This window comes from Pseudonocardia ailaonensis, assembly GCF_039531635.1.
Classification (GTDB): domain Bacteria; phylum Actinomycetota; class Actinomycetes; order Mycobacteriales; family Pseudonocardiaceae; genus Pseudonocardia; species Pseudonocardia ailaonensis.
Genome location: NZ_BAAAQK010000004.1, coordinates 32,959 through 50,767, shown reverse-complemented (window position 1 = coordinate 50,767; position 17,809 = coordinate 32,959). Strand labels below are relative to the sequence as shown.

The window sequence follows — 17,809 nt, the reverse complement described above, 5'->3', positions numbered from 1 at the left end:
CTGGTCGCTGGGTCATTGGTCACTGTGCACTCCCTTGTGCGGCAGGCCTGCGGTACATCAGCCCGGTCCGCCGCGCGCGGCAGACCAGCTCGTCGCGCTGGTTGAAGGCGCGGTGCTCGAAGACCACGACGCCCGCCCCGGGCCGCGACCGCGAGGCCCGCGCCTCCACGACCTCGCTCTCCACGCGGATCGTGTCGCCGGCGAACACCGGCGCGGGGAAGGCCACGTCCGTCATACCGAGCTGCGCGACGATCGTGCCGTGGGTCAGCTCGGGCACGGACAGCCCGACGACCAGCGCGATCGTGAACATGCTGTTGACCAGCGGCTTCCCGAACTCCGTGCGGGAGGCGTAGTCCGCGTCGAGGTGCATCGGCGCGGGGTTCATCGTCATCGTCGTGAAGAGCACGTTGTCGGTCTCGGTGACGGTGCGCCGGATCGCGTGCGCCACCACCGTGCCGGCCTCGAGCTCCTCGAACCAGCGGCCCAGAACCGGTGTCGTCACTGCGTCTCCCTGTCGAAGGCGGGCCCGGTGAAGTCGGGCGCGCGGCGCTCGGCGAAGGCCGCCAGGCCCTCGGTGATCGTCGGGCTCTCCAGGTGGCGGAGCAGCACCTCGCGCTCGTCGACGTGGGCCTGCGCCACCGGGGCCCCCAGGCCGTGCCGGTACATGCCCTTCATGCCGGCGAGCGCCGCCGGGCTGTGCCGGGCCAGCCGGGCCACCAGCGCGTCGACGGTCGCGTCGAGCTCGTCGGCGGGGGCGTGGTGACTCACCAGACCCCACTGCGCCGCGGTGGCACCGTCGATCATCTCGCCGGTGTAGAGCAGCCGGCGGGCCAGGGCGGCGGGCAGCGCCCGGGGCAGCCGCACCGAGCTGCCGGCGCCGGGCAGCAGCCCGTACTCCAGGTGCCGGTCGCCGATCTGCGCGTCGTCGGAGGCGACGGCGAGATCGCAGGCCAGCAGGATCTCGAAGCCGCCGGCCAGCGCGTACTGGCTGATCACGGCGACGGACACGAACGGCGCGGCCTCGATCCGGTCCAGCAGTGCGCCGATGGAGGTGATGTAGGCGCGGGTGTCGTCGCCGGAGAGTGTCCGCAGGTGGGGCAGGTCGGCCCCGGCCGAGAGCGAGCCCCCGGCCCCGCGCAGCACGAACACCGCGCAGCGCGCCTCCAGCGCGGCGTCCACAGCGGACCCCAGACCGGCGAGCAGCGCCGGGCTCAAGGCGTTCCGGGCGGGGGCCCGGTCCAGCAGCACCCGGGCCACCCGGCCGTCGATGTCGCAGACGACGCTCATCCGCGCCTCACCGTGATCCCGGCCTTCTCGCGGTCCCAGAGATCATCGAGGCGCTCCCGCGCCGACATCATCAGCTTGTACTTCTCGATCTTGGCGCTGGGCGTCTTGGGCAGCTCGTCGATCACGTCGAGGTACCGCGGCACCATGTAGTAGGCCATGTTCTCCACGCAGTAGGCGATGAGCTCGGCGTGGTCCACCTCCGCGCCCGGGGCGGCCACGACGTAGGCCATGACCTCGTCCTCCCCCAGCTCGGAGGGGACCGGGACAGCGGCGGCCTCGACGACGGCCGGGTGGTTGCAGAGGACCGTCTCGACCTCGTAGGCGGAGATGTTCTCCCCGCGCCGGCGGATGGCCTCCTTCTTGCGGTCGGCGAAGTAGAGGAAGCCGTCGGCGTCGACCCACCCGCGGTCCCCGGTGTGGAACCAGAGGTCCGTGGTCGCGGCGACGGTGGCCTCGGCCATCTCGTAGTAGCCGAGCATGATCATGCCGCGCTCGTTGGGCCGGATGCAGATCTCGCCGACCTCGCCCGGCGCGACCGGCCGCCGGTCGTCGTCCACGATCTGCACGGACATGTAGTCCCGCACCCGCCCCGCGGACCCGGCCTTCTCCGGCGGGTCGTCCGGGCCGAACACGGTGACCGCGCAGTTCTCCGTCATCGCGAACACCGAGGTGGTGCCGATGCCGTAGCGGCGGGCGTAGCGCTCGGTCAGGTCCACGGAGTTGGGCACCATCATCGCGGTGCGGACCTTGTGCTCGCGGTCGCGTGGGGACTCCGGCTGCTGCCAGATGATGTTGGACATGGCGCCCAGCGCGTTGAACACGGTCGCGCCGGTCTCGCGGATCTCGTCCCAGAAGCGGCGGGCGGAGAAGCTGCGCGCCATCGCGACCGACGCGTCCGCCCAGAGCGCGGCGTAGACGGTGTACCAGAGTGCGTTGCCGTGGAAGACCGGCAGGCAGGTGTAGAGGACATCGTCCGGCCCGTACCCGGACAGCGACGCCATCTGCCGGCCGACGGCGTGCCCCTGCGAGTGCGGCGACACCACGCCCTTCGACGGCCCGGTGGTCCCGGAGGTGTACATGATCAGGTGCGGGTCGGAGTGGGTGACCTCGCGCATCTCCGGCGGATCGTCCGCGGGCAGATCGGCGAAGGCGGCCAACGACTCCGGGCCCAGGATCTCGCGGATCGCCGGGACGCGGGAGCGGTCGACCCGCTCCCGGTAGGCGTCCTCGGCGCAGAGCAGCACCGAGTCCGACTGGTCCAGCAGGTACACGAGGATGTCGCCCTTGGCCGCGGTGTTCAGCGGCACGGCGACGGCGCCGAGCTTGCCCAGCCCCCACATCGCCCAGATCAGCTCCGGGCGGTTGTCGAGCATCAGCGCGACGTGGTCGCCGCGGCCGATCCCGGTGCGCCGGAAGCCCTCCGCGTAGGAGTTGGTGACGGCGTGGACGTCGGCGTAGGTCCAGGTCCTCCCGTCGAAGTGCAGGAAGGGGCGATCGCCGACGCGGGCGGCCTTGTCCGCGAGGACGCGCCCGATCGTCCGCTCCTCGAGGGGCAGGTCATGCACCGGCCCGCACCACCCGGGCGACGGTGTCCAGAGCGGACCGGTCCTCCATCGCGCTCGTGTCGCCGGTCGGCTCCCCGTGCACCACGAGGTCGCGGAGCAGCCGACGCATGGTCTTCCCGGTGCGGGTCTTGGGCATCGCGCCGGTGACGTACACCTTCTCCAGCCGCGCGTAGCCGCCCAGCTCGGCGACCACGCGTCGCGAGATGTCCAGCTCGATCCCGTCGGTGGCGTCCCCGCCGAGGGTAACGAACGCGATCGGCACCGTCCCCTTGGTGGCGTCCGGGACCCCGATCACGGCCGCCTCGACGACGGCCGGATGCGCGGTGACCACGGCCTCGATCTCCATGGTGGAGATGCGGTGCGCCGCCACGTTGATGACGTCGTCGGCGCGGCCGAGCACCCACAGGTGCCCGTCGTGGTCGAGGACGGCCTCGTCGTGGGTGGCGTAGCGGCCCGGGAACTGCGCGAAGTAGGTCGAGAGGTAGCGGTCGTGGTCGTCCCAGACCGTGCGCGCCAGGGTCGGGAACGGCGCCGTCAGCACGAGATTGCCCTTGACCCCGGCCGCGCAGGGCTCCCCTTCGTCGTCGAGGATCGCCCACTCGTGCCCGGGCACCGCGGTGCCGACCGAACCCGCCCTCAGGCCCTCCGCGCCGTACACCGGGTAGGTCCAGGTGGAGCCGGTCTCGGTCTGGCCGTAGGCGTTCACGACCGGGGCGTCGAAGGTGTCCGTGGTCCAGTCGAAGGTGTCGGCGTCGAGGGGCTCGCCCTGCATCGTGATGAGCTTGAGCCCCAACGGGTGCGCAGCGGCGAGGTCGTCGCCGAACTTGCGGAGCATCCGCGCGACGGTGGGCGCGGCGAGCACCTTGGTGACGTGGTGGCGCTCGCAGATCTCGTAGAACCGCGCGGGGGTCGGCGTGTCCAGCGCGCCTTCGAAGCAGGCGATGGTCATGCCGCAGGCCAGGCCGCCGACCACGGCCTGGATCGGGAAGGTCAGCCAGCCGACGTCCGCGGCGACCCAGTAGACGTCGCCGGGCTCGTACCCGGCCTGCCAGTACGCGTTGGCCCAGGTGCCGAGCAGGAAGCCGCCGACGCTGTGCACCACGCCCTTCGGCGTCGACTCGGTGCCGCTGGTGAAGATCAGGAAGGAGGGCTCGTTCGGGTCGAGCGGCACGGCCGGGGTGCCACCGGTGCCCTTCTCCAGCACATCGGCGTAGCCGAACTCGTTCTCCTGCAACGGGGGCGCGTCCCCGGTGCGGTCCACCACGATCGTCGCCCTGACCGACGGGGCCCGGTCGCGGGCCGCGCGCAGCGTCTGCAGGAGCTCGATCCGCTTGGTGCGCCGGTAGATCGCGTCCGCCACCACCACGACGGACGCCCGCGCCGCCTGCAGCCGCGAGGCCACGGCCTCCTCGCCGAACCCGGAGAACAGCACCGTGTAGATCGCGCCGATCCGGTTGCAGGCGTGGATGGTCGTGAACGCCTCGACGAGGTTGGGCATGTAGACGCCGACGACGTCGCCCTTGCGCACGCCCAGCTCCAGCAGGCCCTTGGCCAGCCGGGACACCTCGTCGGCGAGCTCGGTGTAGGTCAGCGTGCGGGTGTCCCCGGGCTCGCCCTCCCACACCACCGCCGCGCGGTACGCGGTGGCCGGGTCCTCGGCCCACCGGTCGACGCAGTTGTCCGCGACGTTGAGCAGCCCGCCCTCGAAGTAGCGGAAGTCCGGCAGCTCACCCGAGCGGACGGTCTCCCAGGGCTGCATCCATCGCTGCTGCTCCGCGACCCAGGCCCAGTAGTCGTCGGCCGTGGCGAAGGCGCGGGCGCGCTCCAGCTCGGCGACCCGGCCGGCCACGGTCCAGCGCTCCGGCAGGGGCCGCAGCGGGTTCGCGATGAGCTGGGCGAGCGGATCCGATTCGGACATCGTCGTCCTCCGGTTAGACGGGGCTGATCAGGTGGTGGCGGCGGCCGGGCTCGCGGGTCCAGCGGTCGGCGTCGACCATCCGGGCGGCGAGCTCGGCCCGCAGCGCGCCGGGCTCGACCACGGTGTCGACGACCAGGTCCCCGGCCATCCGGAGCAGGTTGATGTCGCGTTCCTGCTCGGCGGTGCGGGCGGCGACGTAGCGCGCCCGCTCGTCCGGATCCTCGATCGCGGCGATCTTGTTGGCGTACACGGCGTTCACCGACGCCTCGGCGGACATCGGGCCGATCGACGCGGTGGGGAGCCCGATCGTCGCCCGCGGCTCGAAGCCCGGCGCGCACATCGCGTAGTAGCCCGCGGCGTAGGCCTTGCGCAGCACCACCGTGTACTTCGGCACCTCGGCGCTCGACATCGCGGCGAGCATCTTCGCGCCGTGCCGGATGATGCCCTGACGCTCGACCTCGACGCCGACCATGAAGCCCGGCACGTCCTGCAGGAACACGAGCGGGATGCCGAAGGCGTCGCAGAGGGCGAGGAAGCGGGCGGCCTTGTCCGCGGAGTCCGGGAAGATCGCGCCACTGCGCACGCCGGGCTGGTTCGCGACGAGCCCGATCACCCGGCCGTCGAGGCGCGCGAGGCCGACCACGATCTCCTCGGCCCAGCGGGCCTTGATCTCGAAGAAGGAGCCGGCGTCGACGATCCCGTCGATCACGTCCCGGACCTCGTAGGCCTCGTTGGGGTCGAACGGCACGACGTCCCCGAGAACATGTTCGGGCGCTTCGGGTTCGCGGCGCGCCGGGGAGCTCCGGAAGTCGTCCGGCAGGTAGCCGAGCAGCAGCCGGGCAGCCGCAACGGCTTCCCAGTCGGAGTCGAAGACCTCGTCGCCGCAGCCGGAGACGGTGGCGTGCATCATCGCGCCGCCCATCTCCTCCAGCGTGGTGCGCTCGCCCGTCACCTTCTCCGCGACCCGCGGGCTGGCCAGGTACATGGACGCGTTGCCGCGCACCATCCCCACCCAGTCGCAGAAGGCCGGCATGTACGCCCCGCCCGCGGCCGACGGGCCGTGCAGGCAGCAGATCTGCGGTACCCGGCCGGAGAGCCTGATCTGCAGGTGGAAGATCGCCGAGGCGCCGCGCCGGCCCGGGAAGAAGCCCATCTGGTCGGTGAGCCGGCCCCCCGCGGAGTCCACGAGGTACACGACGGGGAGCAGGTCGCGATCGGCCCGCTCCAGGATCCGGATCTGCTTCTCGCAGGTCAGCTCGCCCCAGGACCCGGCCTTGACGGTGAAGTCATGGGCGATCACGGCGACCGGACGCCCCTCGACGCGGCCGACGCCGGTGATCACGCCGTCCGCGGGCAGGGCCTCCCCCGCCGCGCTCGCCAGCAGCCCGTCCTCCACGAAGGACCCGGGATCGAACAGCACGGCGAGCCTGTCGCGCACCGGCATCTTGCCGGGCCAGCGGGTGGGATCGCCGCCGGCGAGGGCGCTCTCCCGGGCCTTCACGACGTCGTCGTAGGTGGGGGCGGCCGGCGTCGACGGTTCGGCGGCGAGCTCGGTCACGAGGCCAGCCCCTTCGTCAGGATCTCGAGCTGGATCTCGTCCGTCCCCCCGCCGATCCGCAGGATCCGGGCGTCCCGGTAGTGGCGGGCCACCGGCGTCTCCTCGACGAAGCCGGCGCCGCCGAAGAGCTGCACGGCGTCGTCGACCACGCGGTTGGCGGTGACGGCGGCCAGGTACTTGGCCCGGGCCACCGAGGCCGACGCCTCGGGATGGCCGGCGTCGAGCCGCGCCGCCGCCTGGTGGGTCACGAGCCGGGCCGCGTCGAGCTCGATCTCCATGATCGCGATCCGGTGCCGGATCGTCTGCAGGTGCGCGAGCGGCGCGCCGAACGCCTCCCGGTCCCGGACGTAGCCGCGGGCCAGGTCGAGGCACTCGGCGGCGTGCCCGAGGCCCATCCCCGCCAGCGCGATCCGCTCGAGCTGGAAGCCCTCCATGATCTGGTGGAAGCCGCGGTTCTCGGTGCCCACCACCGCATCCGCCGACACCTCGACACCGTCGAGGACCACCTCGCGGGTGTCCGAGGAGTGCCAGCCCATCTTGCGCAGCGGGGCACCGAACGAGAGCCCGGGCGTGTCCTTGACGACCTCGAAGAGCGTGATGCCCGAGTGGCCGGGCCCCCCGGTGCGTGCCGCGACGACGAGCACGTCCGCCAGGCCCGCGTTGGTGATGAACATCTTGCGGCCGTCGAGCACCCAGCCCCCGTCCGTCCGCCGGGCCTTCGACGTGATGCCGGCGACGTCGGAACCGGTGCCCGGCTCGGTCACGGCGATGGCGGCCACGGCCTCGCCGCCCGCCAGCCGCCCGAGCCAGCGCGCCTGCTGGGCCTCGGTGCCGTGCCGGACGAGGTGCGGCCCCGCCATGTACGCGCTGACCAGCGCGGTCACCGCGATCCCGCCGCTGGCGCGGGCGAGCTCCTCGGCCAGCACCGCGACGGTGAGGGCGCCCCCGCCCGGTCCCCCGTGCTCCTCGGGCGTGACCAGGCCGAGCAGTCCCGCGGCACCCAGGGGCTTCCACAGCTCGGCGGGGAACGACCCGCCCTGCTCCGCGGCGTCGACCAGTGGCCGGACCTCGCGATCGGTGAAGTCGCGACAGGTGTCGCGGAAGGCCGTGTGCTCGTCGTCGAGCTCGAATAGCATGTGCACTGCCTCACAAAGTCGACCGACCGGGCGGTCGAACTTTCGCGCGGCAGGGGCACCCTGTCAAGTGGGGGCTACGGTTGAGGGCCGACACGAAGGGCCGGTGAAGAGGGCTGATGACGGAAGCGACGCTCAGCAGGGCGGACGCCCGGCGGCAGCGCGTGCTGTCGACCTCGGCGGAGATCTTCAGCCGGCGCGGCTTCCGCGCCACCTCGATGAACGAGATCGCCGCGGCGGTCGGGCTGTCGAAACCGACGCTCTACCACTACTTCCGCAGCAAGGAGGAGCTGCTCGTCCGGCTGTACTCCGACGTGCTGGACGAGAGCCTCGTGCTCGGCCGCGCGACCGTCGCGGCCGCCGACAGCCCCGTCGCCGCCATCCGGGACCTGATCGCCTCCCGGGTCGCCTACACCTGCCGGCACCAGGCGCTGCTCAAGGTGTGTTTCGAGGAGGAGCACGAGCTGCCCGCGGAGCTGGCGGCCGAGGTCCTGGCGCGGCGGCGGAACTTCGAGGACCTGTTCGCCACCGCGCTGCGCCAGCACCTCGACGCGTATCCCGCCGTGCAGCTCGGGATGTCGCCGAAGGTCTACGTGAACATGTGCCTCGGCGCCGTGAACTGGTCGTACAAGTGGTACCGGCCGGACGGGCCGCTGAGTCCGGAGGAGCTGGGCGGGCAGATCGCGGCCTCCCTGACGGCCTCGATCGAACCGCCCCGATAACCTGCCGTGATGCCGATGACCGCCAAGTACGCCACCACCTGCGGGGTCTGTGCCGCCCCCGTCCGCCCCGGCGAGGAGATCGCGCGGGCGGGCGAGCGCTGGGCGCACACCGCCTGCGCCGCCACCGCCCCCTCGGACAGCGCCGGCGCCACCGGCGGCACGGCGGCCCGGCCCGCGAAGAAGGTGGGCAAGGCCGTGAAGCCGGACATGCCCGCGGCCGAGGGTGCCCTCGAGGTGTGGACGGACGGCGCGTGCTCGGGCAACCCCGGGCCCGGCGGCTGGGCCTGGGCCACCAGGGACGGGCGGCAGGCCAGCGGCGGCGAGCCGGCGACCACCAACCAGCGCATGGAGATCAAGGCCGCGCTCGAGGCCGTCCGGGCTCTCGACGGCCCGCTCGTCGTGGTCAGCGACTCCACCTACGTCGTCAACTGCTTCCGCGACGCCTGGTGGAAGGGCTGGATCGCCCGCGGCTGGACCACCAGCCAGCGCAAGCCCGTCGTCAGCCGGGACCTCTGGGAACCCCTGATCGAGCTGGTCAACGACCGCGGCGACGTCTCCTTCCGCTGGACCAAGGGCCACTCGGGAGACGAGATGAACGACCTCGTCGACCGCCTCGCCGTCGAACGGTCGAAGTCCCTCACCGCCTAGAACCCGCGAGCCGGCCTCCGGGTCTCGGCGCGCCCGTCGATCCCGCGCACCTCCCCGGCCTCCTCTCTCGGGCACCGGACGGCCACACCGCGGCCGCGGGCGTCGAGCCGACCGGACCCCCGTCGGATACGGTGACCAGCCCTGAGCCCGCGACGCGACCAGGGAAGGAGACCGGATGGCGAGCGACGTCCCCGCGGTGATGAACGCCGTGCGGCTCCTGGAGCGGATCGCCCGCGCGTGGCCGGATCCCGTCGCCACCGGCGTCCTCATCGACGACCTCGGCCTGAACCGCAGCACCGCCTACAACATCCTCGGCACCCTCCGGCGGGCCGGCTGGGCCGCGACCCGCGACGACCGTGCGGGCTGGTGGCTCGGCCCGCGGCTGCTCACCCTGGCGGGCACGCGCGAGGACTGGCTCGGTGAGCTGGTCCAGTCCGAGATCGACGAGCTCGCGCGCCTGTTGGGTCACCTCGTGTTCGCGGTGCGGCAGACCGGGCCAGGCGAGTACTCGGTGCTGGCCAGGGCGGACCTGCGCCAGGGGGTGCGGATCACCGTGGGGCTCGGGGACACGTTCCCGTTCTCCGCGCCGGCCATCATGCGCGCCTTCCACGCCTGGCTGCCGGCGGACGAGGTCGAGCGCGCGGTGGCACGGCACGGGCTCACCGCCTTCACCGGGGAGACCGTCGTCGACCACGCCCGCCTCCACCAGGTGCTCGCCGAGGTCCGCGCCAACGGGTACGCCTCGAGCGTGCGCGAGTACGACCCGGGCCAGTCGGGCATCTCGGCGCCGGTGTTCGACGACCGCGGCGCCGTCACCCTCGCCCTCGTCTCGCTCGCCTTCTCGTCCGAGCTGGACAAGGACACCGTGCCGAAGGCCGGTGAGCTGATCCGCGAGTCGGGCCTGCGGCTCACCGAGCGGATCGGCGGCGTCGCGCCCGCGCACCGGGAGACCTGATCCGCCGCGGTGCGGGCGCCCAACGACCGCCACCGCAGGACCCCCTACGGCACCAGCACGATGCGGCGACCGCTGCGGGAGGTCCAGGCCTCGGCGACGTCGTCCAGCGCGACCGGCACCGCGTCGACGTCGAGACCCGGGATCTCGGGGACGAGCGCCGCCAGCTCGGCGACGATGTCCGCGGTGGGCACCGAACCCTGTCCGCTCCCGACGATCTGCAGCCGGGCGGCGCGCAGGGCGGCGGATGGGATCGCGGCCTCGGGCCCGGCGACGGACCCGATCTGCACCCAGGTCAGCGGGCGGGAACGGTCCGCGCGGGCGGTCACGACGGCGACGATCGCGGCCGCCGAGGGCGCACCCCAGACGTAGTCGAGGACCACGTCGACCTCCGCCGCCGCCCGGCCCACGGCGGCGGGATCGTCGAGGGACACCGTCTCGACCCCCGTCATCGCGGCGAGCTTCGCCCGGTCCCGCCCGGCGGCGACGACATGGGCGGCCCCGAGCCGGCGGGCGATCGGCACCGCCATCCGCCCGGCACTGCCGGTGGCACCGAGGACGAGCACGGAAGCGCCGTCCGGCACCGTGATCCGCCGCCGCAGCGCGACCCAGGACGACATCGCCGGGTTCATCGCGGCGGCCACCGCCACGGGATCCACATCGGACGGGAGCACGACCGAGCGCCGGGAGTCGATCACCGTGCGCTCGGCCAACGAGCCCTGCGGGGTGTCCGGGAGGACGAAGTACCGCAGCGTGCCGTCGGGGTCGCGGCCGACCCCGTCGACACCCGGGACGAGGGGTAGGACGCCGGTGCTCGTGTAGTGCGAGCCGTCGGCCTGCGACCGCACCCGGGGGTGCAGCCCGGCGGCCACGACCTCGACGACGAGCTCGTGCGGGCCCTGTGCGACGGGTTCCGGAACCTCGGCGTAGCGCGGCGGCCGGTCGAACGCGGAGACGAGGGCAGCGTGCATCACGATCTCCTCAACTAGTTGGTACTACGAACTAGATTAGTGCGTAGTACGAATCACTTCAAGTACGATCGGAGCCATGACCGAGGACGCCGTGGGCCGGGACGGGCTCGTCGACGCGCTGGTGCGCAGCGCGTTCACCACGATGGCCGTGCTCACGCGGATCGCCGCCGCGCACGACCTCTCCCTCACCCAGCTGCGGGTGCTGGCGATACTGCGGGACCGGCGGCTGCGGATGACCGCGCTCGCGGAGTTCCTGGGCCTGGAGAAGTCCACGATGACGGGCCTGGTCGCCCGCGCCGAGGAGCGCGGGCTGCTCCGCAGGCTGCCCGGCGAGGGAGACGGGCGGGCGGTCGACGTCGTCCTCGGCGCGGAGGGGGTCGCGCTGGGCCACCGGCTGCGGGCCGAGGTCGCCGCGGCCCTCGCGCCCTCGACGGGCGAGCTGTCCGGACCGGAGCGGCGCAGGCTGGAGGACCTGTTGGACCGTCTGGTCTCCCGTCCCTGACGGGCGTCGCAGCGGTGTGTTTCGGACGACCGAAAGTGCCGACTCGCGGGGTTGGTGCGGGTCAGGGGGTGGCGAGGAAGGCCGCGATGGCGCGGGAGCCGCGGCGGTCGAACAGGGTGGTGAGGTGACCGCGGCCCGGGAGCAGGACCAGGCGGGCGCCCGGGATGCCGCGGGCCGTCGCCTCGATCAGCTCCTTCGGGAACAGCGCGTCCCGGGTGCCGCCCACCACCAGCGTCGGCGCGGTGATCTCGCCGAGCCGGGCGGTGACGTCCCAGGTCTGGCCGCCCTCGACCATGGCGAGCTCCCCCGCCGCCCGCGGGCGGCTGCCGGCGAGCGCCATCGCGGTGAACGCGACAGCACGGACCGGGCCGCGCGTCATCGCCCCGCTGCCCGACCAGGCCGCCCGCCACCGTCGCCCGTCCAGCGCGACGCCCTCCCGCAGCAGCCGCCGCCCGTCGTCGCCGAGGCGTGCGGCGGCCACCGCGACGACCAGCTTCCGCACCACGTCCGGATGGTCGAGGGCGAGCTGCAGGCCCGTCACCCCGCCGGCGGACGCCCCGAACACGTCCACCGGGCCGCCGAACCGCTCCCGGATCGCGCCGGCGTAGGTGCCGGCGAGCTCCGAGATGCTCATGCCGGGCGGCGGATCGAGCGGACGCGCGATGACGTGCACCGTGCGGCCGGTGGACGTCGCGATCGCGCGGGCGGAGACGAGATCCGTCCGTGGCACCCGGACCGACAGGTCCGTGCCCTCGCCCAGCCCGGGGATCGACACCAGCGGCGGCCCGCTCCCGACGGTGAACACCGACAGCCCGTCGTTCAGCCGCTCCCCGGTCGTCACCGGGTCAGCGTAGGACGTTCACGAAACCTCCGGGCCACCTGCCTCCGGCGGGTCTAGCGTCGGGGCGGGGTCGTCGGCGGTGGCGACCCCGGACAAAGGGGGACAACAGGAATGACCCGGACAACAGGCGACCCGATGCTGCTGGGCGACGACTTCTTCGCCGATCCGGACGCCCTCTACCGGCGCCTGCGCGAGGAGGCTCCCGTGGCCCGCGTGGTGACCCCCATCGGCGTGCGGGCGTGGATCGTCACCCGCTACGAGGACGCGCGCCCGGCCCTGAACGACGCGCGGCTGTCGAAGGACGGGCGCACCGTCGCGGAGGTGGTGCAGCAGCACGCGGGCGCCCCGATCCGCCAGGAGGAGTTCGCGAACTCGCTGGTGGAGCACATGCTCAACACGGACCCGCCGGACCACACCCGGCTGCGCAGGCTCGTCAACCGCGCGTTCACCGTGCGGGCGGTCGCCCGGATGCGGCCGCGGATCGTCGAGATCGCCGAGCGGCTCGCCGACTCCATGGCCGCGCACGGCCCGGAGGTCGACCTCTTCGACGAGTTCGCCTTCCCGCTGCCGATGACCGTGATCTGCGAGCTCCTCGGGGTGGCGGAGGAGCACCGGGAGGACTTCCGGGCCTGGTCCACCACGCTGCTCTCCTCCGCAGGCCCGCAGGAGCGCTCCGCGGCCGCCCGGGCCATGGCGGCGTTCCTCGCCGCGCTCGTCGCGGAGAAGGGCGAGCACCCGGCCGACGACATGCTCTCCGCCATCGTGGCGGCGAGCGAGGACGGGGACTCGCTGTCCACCAACGAGGCCATCTCCATGGCGTTCCTGCTGCTCATCGCCGGGCACGAGACGACCGTCAACCTGATCGGCAACGGCACGCTCGCCCTGCTGCGCCATCCCGACCAGCGCGCGGCGCTGCTGGCGGCCCCCGACCTGGTGCCCAACGCCGTGGAGGAGTTCCTGCGGTACGACGGCCCCATCAACCTCGCGACGCTGCGGTTCACCACGGCCCCGGTCGAGATCGGCGGCACGGAGATCCCGGCGGGCGAGATCGTGCTCGTGTCCCTGATCGGGGCGAACCGGGACCCGCAGCGCTACGAGCGGGCCGCCGAGCTGGACGTCACCCGGGACGCCTCCGGGCACGTCGCGTTCGGGTACGGGGTGCACCACTGCCTCGGCGCGCCACTGGCCCGCCTGGAGGGCGAGATCGCCTTCCGGACCCTGCTCGCCCGCTTCCCCGACATGGAGCTGGCGGCCGAGCCGGAGACCCTGACCTGGCGGGACACCTCGCTGATCCGCGGGCTGCACCGGCTGCCGGTGCGGATCTGACCCGCGCGTGGCCCCGCCCGCGTGCGCATGCGTTCATCCGATCGACCGCGCACACGGGCCGGGACGCGTCCTAGGCTGGGGACATGAAGAAGAACCTCAGCTGCCCGTGCGGCGAGCACATCACCGCCGAGAACGAGGACGAGCTGGTCGTCAAGACCCAGGCACATCTCAAGGAGAACCACCCGGACCACGAGTACTCCCGCGACGAGATCCTCTTCATCGCGTACTGAGCCGCCGCGCACTCACGAGGAGTGTGCGATCACCGGGGCCCAGCGGGCGACGTCGTCCGGGCCGGTGAGCTCGGCCGGGGCGACGAAGGCAGTGCAGACGCCGGCCGCAGCGAGGCCGCGGTAGCGCTCGGTGTGCTCGGCGGCCGTGCCGGCGTGGTGGCGGGCGGCGTAGGTGGTCGCGGGGGTCCGGCCCCGGAGGCGTTCGACCAGCCGTGCGACGTGCTCGCGGTCGTCGCCGAGGACCGGGACGTCGAGCACGGTGGTCCGCTTCTGCGGTCCGACCTCGTCGAGGCGGGCCGCCGGCACGTTGCAGGCGTCGCCGAGGGTCGCGGCGATCCTCAGGACCCGCGGACCGGTGCCCCCGACGATGATCGGGAGCGCGCCGACCGGGCGGGGATAGCAGGTCGTCTCGGGCAGGCCGGCGAGCGGTCTCGTGCCCGGCGCCCACAGTGCCCGCAGGACCGGGATCGCCTGTTCCAGCAGGTCCACGCGCTCCCCCGCCGCGGGGAACGGCAGGCCGAACCCGGCGTGCTCGCGGGCCCACCAGCCCGCGCCGAGCCCGCAGAAGGCCCGGCCGCCGGAGAGCACGTCCAGGGTCGCCATCGCGTTGGCGAGGACGCCCGCGGGCCGGAAGGTCACCGGGGAGACCAGGGTGCCGAGATGCAGGGTGGTCGTGGCGCCAGCCAGCATCCCCAGGGTCACCAGCGGATCGGGGATGGCCTCGAAAGGCTGTCCGACCTGCGGGATCTGGATCAGGTGGTCCATCAGCGCGAGCCCGGCGAACCCGGCCTCCTCGGCGGCCCGCGCGACGTCCCGGAGCCACTCCGAGGGCTCCGTCCCCCAGGGGAAGCGGGACACCTGCAGGACGAAGGAGAGCCCGCTTGGCCCGGCGAACAGCGGAGCCCCGCCGGCCGGACGGCCCGTCGCGGGGGCCGGGCCGGCGGGGGGCCCGGCCGGGCCGCCGTCCTCCCGCACCACGAGATCCCAGCCCTCGCCGGCGACCTCGGCCGACACCGCCGGCATCCGCCGGACCTGCGCGGTCAGCACCCTGGCGGGCACGGGCCGGTCGCGGCTCCGGTTCCGGGCCCGGCAGAGGTCGGCGGGGGTGTCGAACACGACGGTCACGCACGGCATCCCCGCCGCCCGGCCGGCGGCGAGCCACCCGGCCCGCCGGCCGGCGTCGAGGCCCAGGGTGTCGACGACGGTCGTCAGCCCCCGCCGCAGCCGTGCCGCCACGACGGCCTCGAGCACCGCGAACGCGTCGTCCGAGGCGTCGAGGTCGGCCGTGCCGGAGCCGACGCGCGCGCGGAGCGCGTCGGAGGACACGATCTCGGCGTCCCGGTACCGGCCCGCGGCCCAGGTCGACTTGCCCGCACCGGCGGGCCCGACGAGCACCACGAGCGCGGGATCCGGCAGGTTCACGGGCGCAGTGTGGCAGCACTACGCTCCCGCGACGGCCGGTGTCACGCCGCCGGACGGAGCATCCCCACCGCCCTCGCCGGCCTCACCCGGTGACAGCGCTACATGTCGACCCGGTACGGGTCCGGTCGCTGCGGTCCCGGCGGCGTGGCGGCCGGGGGCGGTGGCTCGGTCGGTGGAGGGGTCTCGCGGCGGGCGAGCAGGCTGCGCAGCAGCTCGTTCGTCGCGAGCGACGCGTGGTAGGCGGCGAGGGCGGCGTGCCCCGCGGCGTCGTCGTCCGCCAGGTGGTCGGCCGCCTTCTCGGCGTGCCGGCGAGCCTCGGCCTCGTGGTCCATCGGCCGAGTCTCGCCAGCCCGTCGGGACCGCGCAACGCGGGGATCAGCAGCGCGGGGTGGTCGGCGGCACCATGATCGCGCTCTTCTCGACGAACGAGGAGCCGTTGGCGTCGGTGATCCGGAACCAGTAGGGGTTGTCGCTGCCCGGCGGCTTCTCGCCCTCGACGAAGCAACGCACCGCGACCGGCTGGTCCTTCTGCAGCGCCGAGACCGGCGGGCTGTACACGCTCGGGGCCGCGTGCGAGTGCACGGTCCGCGTGATCAGGCCCTTCGAGCTCGCCGCGTCCGTACCCTCCGAGGCGGAGGCGGTGCCCGCCAGCGCGAACGCACCCAGCACCGCGGCGGTCGCCGCCACACCCGCTGCGACCAGCGTCTTCTTCATCATCGGCTCTGTCCTTCCGGTCGTGTCCCGGTCCCTCCGGGCACGAGATGACGGTCTCGTGGATCACCTCCCGCCAGGATCGGTCGACCGGCCGAGCAGCGGGACGACGCCCGTGTCCCCCGATCGCCCGACACGAAATCAGGTGTGGTCCCCGGCGGGGGTGGCTACCGTCGCCGCGTGGTCGAGGTGCGGACGGAAGCGGGACGGGTGCGCGGCATCCTGGAATCGGGAGTGGCGGTCTTCCGCGGGATCCCCTATGCGGCAGCGCCGCTCGGTGCGCTGCGCTTCGCGGCGCCGGTCGCGGCCCGGCCCCGGGACGGGGACGCGCTCGCCTTCGGCCCGCGCCCCCCGCAGCCGGGAGTGTCGGCGAGCGACGGGAACTGGCTGACGCTCAACGTCTGGTCCCCCGACCCGGGCCCCGACGCGGGGCTCCCCGTTTTGGTGTGGATCCACGGCGGCGCCTACGTGATCGGCTCGTCGGACCTGCCCGAGTACGACGGGACCCGGCTCGCGCGCGACGGTGTGGTGCTGGTGACGCTGAACTACCGCGTCGGCTTCGAGGGCTTCGCGGAGATCGCGGGCGCGCCCGCCAACCGTGGCCTGCTCGACCAGGTCGCGGCGCTGGAATGGGTGCGGGACAACGTCCGCGCGTTCGGCGGCGATCCCGCGCAGGTCACGGTGTTCGGGCAGTCGGCGGGCGGCGGGTCCGTCGCCTGCCTGCTCGCGATGCCGCGCGCCGCCGGGCTGTTCCGGCGGGCCGTCGCCCAGAGCGTCCCCGGGACGGTCTTCGCCCCCGAGCTGGCCCGCGACGTCGCCGGCACGTTCGCCGCGGAGCTCGGCCTGCGTGCCTCGGTGGCCGATCTGTCCGATGTGGACCCCGACCTGCTCGTCGCCGCCACCGAGGAGGTCACGGCGAAGGCCGGTGCGCACGTCGCCCGCTGGGGACGCGCGGCCCACCGCTCCGTGCTGATCGCACCGGTCGTCGACGGGGACGTCCTGCCGACGACCCCGTGGGCGGCGGTGCACGACGTCCCCCTGCTCGCCGGCCACACCCGCGACGAGCACCGGCTCTTCTCCGCCTTCGGCGAGGTGACGGCGGAGCAGGTCGCGGCCGCGGTCGAGGTGTTCGCCCCGTCGCCCTACCCGCCGGCGGGGCCCACGGACCTGTACGAGTGGATCCTCGGCGACTGGCTCTTCCGGATGCCCTCGCTCCGCCTCGCCGAGCGGGCCACCACCGCCCACTTCTACGAGCTGACCTGGGAGGGGACGCTGGGTGCCTGCCACGGCCTCGACGTCCCGCTGGTCTTCGGCACCCTGACGCGCGGCGCGCCGGCCGGCCTGATCGCCGATCCGGAGGCCGCCGAGGCCGTGTCGGCGCAGATGCGCGCCGCCTGGATCTCCTTCGCCACCACGGGCGATCCCGGCTGGCCCTCCTTCGCGGACGGATCCACCCGCCTCTTCGACGTCGAACCCGCCGTGGTGCCCTATCCGGAGGTCGAGTCGCGCAGGATCTGGGCGGGTCACGACTTCCCGGCGCTGGAGCTGTCCTAGGAGGGTGCCTTCCCCGCCCGCCGGATGTGCTCGGTGCCTTCCCGGAAGGCCGGGGCGGCGCGCTCGAAGAAGTCCAGCAGCAGGGCACGTTCGGCCTCGGTGTAGCCGGCGATCACCGCGCCGACGGCCGCGCGCGCCGGGCCGACCAGGTCGTCGACCTCGGTGCGGGCCGCCTCGCCGGACACGCGCTCGACGAGCACCCGCCTGCGGTCGGCCTCGTCGGCGACCCGGCGGGCCCGGCCGCCCCGGACGAGACGGTCGATCATCCGGGTCGCCGCGCCGGTCGTGAGGCCCGTGCGCTCGGCCAGCTCCCCCGCCGTCAGCCGGCCCTCGAGATCGAGCACGCTCAGGGCGTACCAGTCGGTCGCGGGCAGTCCCGCCGCCGCCGCGACGGCCTGCCCGTGCAGCCCCACGGCGTCGACGAACGTCCGGAACACCGTGCTCGGGTCTGGCATCGCTCGATCCCCAC

At 73.7% G+C, this 17,809-nt stretch carries 19 protein-coding genes; 7 read left to right on the top strand and 12 right to left on the bottom strand.

All coding sequences use genetic code 11. The features are described 5' to 3' along the window. Window positions 1–19 precede the first annotated feature (19 nt). The 6 genes from ABD324_RS06685 to ABD324_RS06660 are packed head-to-tail and all read right to left on the bottom strand — an operon-like array spanning window position 20 to window position 7,464. Window positions 20–502, bottom strand: a complete 483-nt coding sequence (locus tag ABD324_RS06685) for a MaoC family dehydratase (RefSeq protein ID WP_344413552.1) — start codon at window positions 500–502, stop codon at window positions 20–22. After that, window positions 499–1,287: an enoyl-CoA hydratase/isomerase family protein gene (locus ABD324_RS06680; RefSeq protein ID WP_344413550.1), complete on the bottom strand. Its 789-nt coding sequence runs from the start codon at window positions 1,285–1,287 to the stop codon at window positions 499–501. The genes ABD324_RS06685 and ABD324_RS06680 overlap by 4 nt, the downstream gene beginning before the upstream one ends. Then, the gene (locus ABD324_RS06675; protein ID WP_344413547.1) at window positions 1,284–2,852 is read right to left on the bottom strand and encodes an AMP-binding protein; all 1,569 of its coding nucleotides are present in this window, start codon (window positions 2,850–2,852) and stop codon (window positions 1,284–1,286) included. Before ABD324_RS06675 ends, ABD324_RS06680 begins: the two co-directional genes overlap by 4 nt. Next, a complete protein-coding gene (locus ABD324_RS06670) occupies window positions 2,845–4,770 on the bottom strand; it encodes an AMP-binding protein (protein WP_344413545.1) in 1,926 nt (641 codons plus the stop codon). The genes ABD324_RS06675 and ABD324_RS06670 overlap by 8 nt, the downstream gene beginning before the upstream one ends. A gap of 13 nt (window positions 4,771–4,783) precedes the next feature. Beyond that, the gene (locus ABD324_RS06665; protein WP_344413543.1) at window positions 4,784–6,328 is read right to left on the bottom strand and encodes an acyl-CoA carboxylase subunit beta; all 1,545 of its coding nucleotides are present in this window, start codon (window positions 6,326–6,328) and stop codon (window positions 4,784–4,786) included. Further along, window positions 6,325–7,464 (bottom strand): acyl-CoA dehydrogenase family protein, encoded by a 1,140-nt coding sequence (locus ABD324_RS06660; RefSeq protein WP_344413541.1) that lies wholly within the window; start codon window positions 7,462–7,464, stop codon window positions 6,325–6,327. The genes ABD324_RS06665 and ABD324_RS06660 overlap by 4 nt, the downstream gene beginning before the upstream one ends. 116 nt (window positions 7,465–7,580) lie before the next feature. On the opposite strand from ABD324_RS06660, the gene ABD324_RS06655 reads away from it, so the two are divergent. The 3 genes from ABD324_RS06655 (at window position 7,581) to ABD324_RS06645 (ending at window position 9,786) form a co-directional block, all read left to right on the top strand. Beyond that, window positions 7,581–8,183, top strand: coding sequence for a TetR/AcrR family transcriptional regulator (locus ABD324_RS06655; protein WP_344413539.1), 603 nt, complete (start codon window positions 7,581–7,583; stop codon window positions 8,181–8,183). A 9-nt stretch (window positions 8,184–8,192) separates the two neighbouring features. Continuing rightward, the gene (locus ABD324_RS06650; RefSeq protein WP_344413537.1) at window positions 8,193–8,831 is read left to right on the top strand and encodes a ribonuclease H family protein; all 639 of its coding nucleotides are present in this window, start codon (window positions 8,193–8,195) and stop codon (window positions 8,829–8,831) included. Window positions 8,832–9,006: 175 nt separating this feature from the next. Further along, window positions 9,007–9,786: an IclR family transcriptional regulator gene (locus ABD324_RS06645; RefSeq protein ID WP_344413535.1), complete on the top strand. Its 780-nt coding sequence runs from the start codon at window positions 9,007–9,009 to the stop codon at window positions 9,784–9,786. Window positions 9,787–9,830: 44 nt separating this feature from the next. On the opposite strand, the gene ABD324_RS06640 is transcribed toward ABD324_RS06645, so the two are convergent. Further along, window positions 9,831–10,754 carry a zinc-binding alcohol dehydrogenase family protein gene (locus ABD324_RS06640; RefSeq protein ID WP_344413533.1) on the bottom strand — a complete coding sequence of 308 codons (924 nt, stop codon included), beginning with the start codon at window positions 10,752–10,754 and terminating at the stop codon, window positions 9,831–9,833. A gap of 76 nt (window positions 10,755–10,830) precedes the next feature. Here ABD324_RS06640 and ABD324_RS06635 point away from each other — a divergent pair, with 76 nt between their 5' ends. Next, on the top strand, window positions 10,831–11,256 hold the full coding sequence (locus ABD324_RS06635) for a MarR family winged helix-turn-helix transcriptional regulator (protein WP_344413531.1): 426 nt from the start codon (window positions 10,831–10,833) through the stop codon (window positions 11,254–11,256). Between the two features lie 61 nt (window positions 11,257–11,317). On the opposite strand, the gene ABD324_RS06630 is transcribed toward ABD324_RS06635, so the two are convergent. Continuing rightward, window positions 11,318–12,097 carry an alpha/beta fold hydrolase gene (locus ABD324_RS06630; RefSeq protein ID WP_344413529.1) on the bottom strand — a complete coding sequence of 260 codons (780 nt, stop codon included), beginning with the start codon at window positions 12,095–12,097 and terminating at the stop codon, window positions 11,318–11,320. A 111-nt stretch (window positions 12,098–12,208) separates the two neighbouring features. Between ABD324_RS06630 and ABD324_RS06625 the strand changes: the two genes are divergently transcribed. Together ABD324_RS06625 and ABD324_RS06620 are read left to right on the top strand one after the other, a co-directional pair. After that, on the top strand, window positions 12,209–13,423 hold the full coding sequence (locus tag ABD324_RS06625) for a cytochrome P450 family protein (protein ID WP_344413527.1): 1,215 nt from the start codon (window positions 12,209–12,211) through the stop codon (window positions 13,421–13,423). 83 nt (window positions 13,424–13,506) lie between these two features. After that, window positions 13,507–13,653 (top strand): DUF1059 domain-containing protein, encoded by a 147-nt coding sequence (locus ABD324_RS06620; RefSeq protein WP_344413525.1) that lies wholly within the window; start codon window positions 13,507–13,509, stop codon window positions 13,651–13,653. A 12-nt stretch (window positions 13,654–13,665) separates the two neighbouring features. On the opposite strand, the gene ABD324_RS06615 is transcribed toward ABD324_RS06620, so the two are convergent. The 3 genes from ABD324_RS06615 to ABD324_RS06605 all read right to left on the bottom strand — a co-directional run bounded on the left by ABD324_RS06615 (window position 13,666) and on the right by ABD324_RS06605 (window position 15,792). Next, window positions 13,666–15,075, bottom strand: coding sequence for an LLM class flavin-dependent oxidoreductase (locus ABD324_RS06615; protein WP_344413523.1), 1,410 nt, complete (start codon window positions 15,073–15,075; stop codon window positions 13,666–13,668). A 98-nt stretch (window positions 15,076–15,173) separates the two neighbouring features. Next, window positions 15,174–15,407, bottom strand: coding sequence for a hypothetical protein (locus ABD324_RS06610; protein ID WP_344413521.1), 234 nt, complete (start codon window positions 15,405–15,407; stop codon window positions 15,174–15,176). Between the two features lie 43 nt (window positions 15,408–15,450). Further along, complete coding sequence (locus ABD324_RS06605) at window positions 15,451–15,792, bottom strand: hypothetical protein (protein ID WP_344413518.1); 342 nt, start codon at window positions 15,790–15,792, stop codon at window positions 15,451–15,453. Between the two features lie 174 nt (window positions 15,793–15,966). On the opposite strand from ABD324_RS06605, the gene ABD324_RS06600 reads away from it, so the two are divergent. Further along, window positions 15,967–17,340 carry a carboxylesterase/lipase family protein gene (locus ABD324_RS06600; RefSeq protein WP_344413516.1) on the top strand — a complete coding sequence of 458 codons (1,374 nt, stop codon included), beginning with the start codon at window positions 15,967–15,969 and terminating at the stop codon, window positions 17,338–17,340. Here ABD324_RS06600 and ABD324_RS06595 read toward each other — a convergent pair. Continuing rightward, entirely contained in the window at window positions 17,337–17,795 is a 459-nt protein-coding gene (locus ABD324_RS06595; RefSeq protein WP_344413513.1) for a MarR family winged helix-turn-helix transcriptional regulator, read from the bottom strand. The two genes, ABD324_RS06600 and ABD324_RS06595, sit on opposite strands and share 4 nt — an antisense overlap. Window positions 17,796–17,809 lie beyond the last annotated feature (14 nt).

Coding starts and splice junctions, on each gene's coding strand:
- ABD324_RS06655 (WP_344413539.1), top strand. CDS start 7,581: ATGACGGAAGCGACGCTCAGCAGGGCGGACGCCCGGCGGCAGCGCGTG.
- ABD324_RS06625 (WP_344413527.1), top strand. CDS start 12,209: ATGACCCGGACAACAGGCGACCCGATGCTGCTGGGCGACGACTTCTTC.
- ABD324_RS06595 (WP_344413513.1), bottom strand. CDS start 17,795: ATGCCAGACCCGAGCACGGTGTTCCGGACGTTCGTCGACGCCGTGGGG.
- ABD324_RS06650 (WP_344413537.1), top strand. CDS start 8,193: ATGCCGATGACCGCCAAGTACGCCACCACCTGCGGGGTCTGTGCCGCC.
- ABD324_RS06645 (WP_344413535.1), top strand. CDS start 9,007: ATGGCGAGCGACGTCCCCGCGGTGATGAACGCCGTGCGGCTCCTGGAG.
- ABD324_RS06640 (WP_344413533.1), bottom strand. CDS start 10,754: ATGCACGCTGCCCTCGTCTCCGCGTTCGACCGGCCGCCGCGCTACGCC.
- ABD324_RS06660 (WP_344413541.1), bottom strand. CDS start 7,464: ATGCTATTCGAGCTCGACGACGAGCACACGGCCTTCCGCGACACCTGT.
- ABD324_RS06610 (WP_344413521.1), bottom strand. CDS start 15,407: ATGGACCACGAGGCCGAGGCTCGCCGGCACGCCGAGAAGGCGGCCGAC.
- ABD324_RS06605 (WP_344413518.1), bottom strand. CDS start 15,792: ATGATGAAGAAGACGCTGGTCGCAGCGGGTGTGGCGGCGACCGCCGCG.
- ABD324_RS06670 (WP_344413545.1), bottom strand. CDS start 4,770: ATGTCCGAATCGGATCCGCTCGCCCAGCTCATCGCGAACCCGCTGCGG.
- ABD324_RS06635 (WP_344413531.1), top strand. CDS start 10,831: ATGACCGAGGACGCCGTGGGCCGGGACGGGCTCGTCGACGCGCTGGTG.
- ABD324_RS06680 (WP_344413550.1), bottom strand. CDS start 1,287: ATGAGCGTCGTCTGCGACATCGACGGCCGGGTGGCCCGGGTGCTGCTG.
- ABD324_RS06620 (WP_344413525.1), top strand. CDS start 13,507: ATGAAGAAGAACCTCAGCTGCCCGTGCGGCGAGCACATCACCGCCGAG.